Source organism: Saccharomonospora iraqiensis subsp. paurometabolica YIM 90007 (assembly GCF_000231035.2).
Taxonomy (GTDB): domain Bacteria; phylum Actinomycetota; class Actinomycetes; order Mycobacteriales; family Pseudonocardiaceae; genus Saccharomonospora; species Saccharomonospora paurometabolica.
Map to the genome: position 1 here is coordinate 107,524 of NZ_KI912247.1, position 5,631 is coordinate 113,154.

3 protein-coding genes and 1 pseudogene are annotated in these 5,631 nt (G+C 69.2%); all 4 read left to right on the plus strand.

Annotation, left to right across the window (positions count from 1 at the left end):
- Nucleotides 1-356: DciA family protein (locus SACPADRAFT_RS27875; RefSeq protein ID WP_007026250.1), on the plus strand; the 356-nt coding region annotated here is incomplete at its 5' end.
- 298 nt (nucleotides 357-654) lie between these two features.
- Nucleotides 655-2,619, plus strand: coding sequence for a DNA topoisomerase (ATP-hydrolyzing) subunit B (gene gyrB, locus SACPADRAFT_RS0214755; protein ID WP_007026249.1), 1,965 nt, complete (start codon nucleotides 655-657; stop codon nucleotides 2,617-2,619).
- A gap of 70 nt (nucleotides 2,620-2,689) precedes the next feature.
- On the plus strand, nucleotides 2,690-5,305 hold the full coding sequence (gene gyrA / locus SACPADRAFT_RS0214760; protein ID WP_007026248.1) for a DNA gyrase subunit A: 2,616 nt from the start codon (nucleotides 2,690-2,692) through the stop codon (nucleotides 5,303-5,305).
- Between the two features lie 55 nt (nucleotides 5,306-5,360).
- Nucleotides 5,361-5,631, plus strand: a pseudogene (locus SACPADRAFT_RS33995) (hypothetical protein); the annotation flags it as partial.

Here is a 5,631-nt window from a genome sequence, read left to right on the forward strand (position 1 = left end):
ACCGGGATCCGCAGCCGCTGGGCAGGCTGGTCTCCCGCATGGCGTCCCAGCTCGGCTGGAACCAGCGGCTGGCGGACGGCCGGGTGTTCGGCCAGTGGTCGCGGCTGGTCGGCGAGGAGGTCGCCGAGCACGCACAGCCCGTCTCCCTCACCGACGGTGAGCTGACCGTGCGCGCCAGTTCCACCGCATGGGCCACGCAGTTGCGTTTGCTCCAGCGTCAGCTGCTCGCGAGAATCGCGGCCGGAGTCGGACACGGGGTGGTCACGAAGATGCGCATCCAGGGACCGACCGCGCCGAGCTGGCGCAAGGGGCCCCGGCACATCTCCGGCCGGGGGCCGCGGGACACCTATGGTTGACCGCCCGCACGGCGCCGCGACCGCGCCCGACGGGAGGCATTCCCACGGGCGCCGCAGACGCGGCGTCGAGGCGCGGTCGGGCAGGTCATCGGGACGGGACTCGTCCGTGTCCGAATTCGTGGCTCTGTGGCGCAGCCAGGGGTGTCCTTGGTGCCTGTGAGTACGACCGGCCAAGTAAACTTGGGTGAGGCAAGCCGGATCGGTGCCGGAACGAATACCAGCTTCGGGCCCGACGCGGGCCGGATGTGACCCGGACGTCCCCGGTGTCCGTTGGGCGAGACGAGGAGAAGTCAGGCCGGTGGCAGCGAGTAACAGCGAATACAGTGCGTCCTCCATCACGGTGCTCGAGGGCCTGGAGGCGGTCCGCAAGCGCCCCGGCATGTACATCGGTTCGACCGGTGAGCGTGGCCTGCACCATCTGATCTGGGAGGTTGTGGACAACTCCGTCGACGAGGCGATGGCGGGCCACGCCAGCCAGGTGGAGGTCACCCTGCTCGCCGACGGTGGCGTGCGGGTGGTGGACGACGGTCGCGGCATCCCCGTCGAGGAGCACCCCGTGCACGGTCAGCCGACGCTGGAGATCGTGCTGACCCAGCTGCACGCGGGCGGCAAGTTCGACAGCGAGTCCTACGCGGTCTCCGGCGGGCTGCACGGCGTCGGCGTCTCCGTGGTGAACGCGCTGTCCAGCACGCTGGACGTGGAGGTCCACCGCGGCGGCACGATGTGGGTGCAGCACTACGAGAAGTCGGTCCCCGGCGAACTGCTGGACAAGGGGCCCACCGAGCGCACCGGGACGAGCCTGACGTTCTTCGCCGACCCGGAGATCTTCGAGACCACGCACTTCAGCGCCGAGACGGTCGCCCGCCGCCTGCAGGAGATGGCGTTCCTGAACAAGGGGCTCACCATCGTGCTGCGGGACGAGCGGGTCTCCGGGGACGAGGACGAGGACGCCGCCGGCCAGCAGGCCGAGGTCAAGGAGCGCACCTACCACTACCCGGGTGGGCTGGAGGACTTCGTCCGGCACATCAACGCCTCCAGGGACGCGATCCACCCGACCGTGGTCTCCTTCGAGGAGCAGGGCGAGGGCGTCGAGGTCGAGGTCGCGATGCAGTGGAACAACGGCTTCACCCCGTCGGTCTACACCTTCGCCAACACCATCAACACCCACGAGGGCGGCACCCACGAGGAGGGCTTCCGCGCCGCGCTCACCCGCGTCGTCAACGCCTACGCGCGGGACAAGAGGCTGCTCAAGGAGAAGGACGCCAACCTCACCGGCGACGACGTGCGGGAGGGCCTCGCGGCCATCATCTCCGTCAAGGTCGCCGAGCCGCAGTTCGAGGGCCAGACGAAGACCAAGCTGGGCAACAGTGAGGTTCGCTCGTTCGTGCAGACGACCTGCAACGAGTGGCTGGCCGACTGGTTCGAGCGCAATCCCGCCGAAGCCAAGGTGATCATCAACAAGGCGGTCTCCAGCGCCCAGGCCCGGCTGGCCGCGCGCAAGGCCCGCGACCTGGTGCGGCGCAAGGGTGCGATGGACATCGGCGGCCTGCCGGGCAAGCTGAAGGACTGCCGCTCCACCGACCCGGAGAAGTGCGAGCTCTACATCGTCGAGGGTGACTCCGCGGGCGGCTCGGCCAAGGAGGGCCGCGACTCGCACTACCAGGCGATCCTGCCCATCCGCGGGAAGATCATCAACGTGGAGAAGGCGCGGATCGACAAGGTCCTGAAGAACGCGGAGGTCCAGTCGCTGATCACCGCGCTGGGCACCGGCATCCACGACGAGTTCGACATCTCGAAGCTGCGGTACCACAAGATCGTGCTGATGGCCGACGCCGACGTCGACGGCCAGCACATCCGCACACTGCTGCTGACGCTGCTGTTCCGATTCATGCGCCCGCTGATCGAGCAGGGGTACGTGTACCTGGCCTCGCCGCCGCTCTACAAGATCAAGTGGCCGCGGAACGACGCCGAGTACGCCTACACCGAGCGCGAGAAGGAGGGCCTGCTCCGCGCGGGCGCCGAGGCGGGCCGGAAGCTGCCGAAGGACGAGGGCATCCAGCGGTACAAGGGTCTCGGCGAGATGAACGCCGACGAGCTGTGGGAGACCACCATGGACCCCACCAACCGCGTGCTGCTCCAGGTCAGCCTGGACGACGCGGCCACGGCCGACGAGCTCTTCTCCGTGCTGATGGGCGAGGACGTCGAGGCCCGCCGTTCGTTCATCACCCGCAACGCCAAGGGCGTGCGTTTCCTGGACGTCTGACGCGGCGCCCGGCGCACCCCGGCCGCGCGCCCGCCCGCCGACGTCGCTCGTGTGAAAGGACTTCTTCTCCGTGACCGAAACGCTGGAACCGGACCACCGGGGCCGTGTCGAACCTGTTGACATCCAACAGGAGATGCAGAACTCGTACATCGACTACGCGATGAGCGTCATCGTGTCGCGGGCCCTGCCGGACGTGCGGGACGGACTCAAGCCCGTGCACCGCCGGGTGCTCTACTCGATGTACGACTCCGGTTTCCGCCCCGACCGCGGGTACAACAAGTGCTCCCGCGTGGTCGGCGACGTGATGGGTAACTACCACCCGCACGGCGACTCGGCGATTTACGACGCCCTGGTGCGCCTGGCGCAGGGGTGGTCGATGCGGTACCCGCTGATCGACGGCCAGGGCAACTTCGGCTCCCCGGGCAACGATCCGGCCGCCGCGATGAGGTATACCGAATCCCGCCTCGACCCGCTGGCGATGGACATGCTGCGGGACATCGAGGAGGAGACGGTCGACTTCTCCGACAACTACGACGGGCGCACGCGCGAGCCCGACGTTCTGCCGAGTCGTATCCCGAACCTGCTGGTCAACGGCGGTTCCGGCATCGCGGTGGGGATGGCGACCAACATCCCGCCGCACAACCTCCGCGAGGTCGCCGACGGGGTGATCTGGGCGCTGGACCACCCCGAGGCCGGCGAGGAGGAACTGCTCGAGGCGCTGATGGAGCGCATCAAGGGGCCGGACTTCCCGACCCGCGGGCTGATCCTCGGCACCAGGGGGATCTCCGAGGCCTACCGCACCGGCCGCGGGTCGGTCCGGATGCGCGCGGTGGTCGAGGTCGAGGAGGACACCAAGGGCCGCGCCACGCTGGTGGTCACCGAGCTGCCGTACCAGGTGAACCCGGACAACCTGGTGGAGAACATCGCCACGCTGGCCCGGGACGGCAAGCTCACCGGCATCGCCGACATCGCCGACGAGACGAACAGCCGCAGCGGGATGCGCATCGTCATCACGCTCAAGCGGGACGCCGTGGCGAAGGTGGTGCTGAACAACCTCTACAAGCACACCCAGCTGCAGTACAACTTCGGCGTCAACATGCTGGCGCTGGTGGACGGGGTCCCGCGGACCCTGCGGCTGGACCAGATGGTGCGGCACTACGTGGCCCACCAGATCGACGTCATCGTCCGCCGGACCCGGTACCGGCTGCGCAAGGCCGAGGAGCGCGCGCACATCCTGCGTGGTCTGGTCAAGGCACTCGACCAGCTGGACGCGGTGATCAACCTGATCCGCCGGTCGCCGAGCGCGGACGAGGCGCGCACCGGGCTGATGGAGCTGCTCGAGGTCGACGAGGTGCAGGCGACCGCGATCCTGGACATGCAGCTGCGCAGGCTGGCCGCCCTCGAGCGGCAGAAGATCACCGACGAACTGGCCGAGCGCGAGGCCACGATCGCCGATCTGAAGGACATTCTGGACAAGCCCGAGCGGCAGCGCTCGATCGTGCGGACCGAACTCGCCGAGATCGTCGAGAAGTACGGCGACGAGCGCCGCACGCAGATCATCCCGTACGACGGGGACGTCTCCGCCGAGGACCTGATCCCGGTGGAGGACGTCGTCGTGACGATCACCCGGACGGGCTACGCGAAGCGGACGAAGACCGATCTGTACCGGTCGCAGAAGCGCGGCGGCAAGGGGGTGCAGGGCACCACGCTGCGCCAGGACGACATCGTGCAGCACTTCTTCGTGTGCTCGACGCACGACTGGATCCTGTTCTTCACCAACAAGGGCCGGGTCTACCGGGCGAAGGCGTACGACCTGCCGGAGGCCAACCGCAGCGCGCGCGGGCAGCACGTGGCGAACCTGCTGGCGTTCCAGCCGGAGGAGCACATCGCCGGGGTCATCCAGATCCGGGACTACCAGGTGGCTCCGTATCTGGTGCTGGCCACGCGGAAGGGGCTGGTGAAGAAGTCCCGGCTGTCCGATTTCGACTCCCCGCGCTCCGGTGGTCTGATCGGGATCAACCTGCGGGAGGGCGACGAGCTCGTCGGCGCGGTGCTCGCCTCGGCCGAGGACGACCTGCTGCTGGTGTCCTCGGACGGCCAGTCCATCCGCTTCCACGCCACCGACGAGGTGCTGCGCCCGATGGGCCGGGCCACCTCGGGGGTGCTCGGCATGCGGTTCAACGACGGCGCGGAGCTGCTCAGCGTCAACGTCGTGCGGCCGGACACCGACCTGCTCGTCGCCACCGACGGTGGGTACGCCAAACGCACCCCGGTCGAGGAATACCCGCCGCGCGGCCGCGGTGGTAAGGGTGTGCTGACGATCCAGCACGACGAACGGCGCGGAGCGCTCGTCGCCGCGCTGATCGTCGACATCGAGGACGAGTTGTACGCCATCACCTCCAGTGGTGGAGTTATCCGGACCCCCGCGGGTGAGGTCCGCAAGGCGGGTAGGCAGACCAAGGGCGTCCGATTGATGAACCTCGGCGAGGGGAACGCTCTGCTCGCCGTGGCACGCAACGCCGACCGGCCTTCGGACGTCCCCGGAGAGGGCACCACCACCGGTGAACTTCCACCGGAGGAGGACGGGAGCATCGCCTCCGAGGCCGTGTCCGGGGCGGAGTCCGGGGACGACGCGGGTTCCGGGGACGACACCGCCGCCGGAGGCGAGCCGCAGGACGCGGAGTAGGCGGGTCGCACGACCCGGGCACCAGTGGCGCGCGAGTGACGAGGGATGACGGTTTGTGACATCTTCTGACGACACCGAACAGAGCGGCTCGGGCGGCACCACCGACACCAGCCCGGGGGAACCGCCACCCTGGCAGCGGGTCGCGGGCGACGATGGGGGGGCGACCCCCGGCACCGGGGCCGGCACCACGACCGCCGATTCCACCGCCGGATCCGCCGGTGACTCCCACGGGGACGCCCCGGGCGACGGCTCCGGGGACGCCACCGGGGTGGTCGCCCCGGACGGTGACGGTGTTCCGGCGACGGGTCCGTCGGCCCCGGCGACCC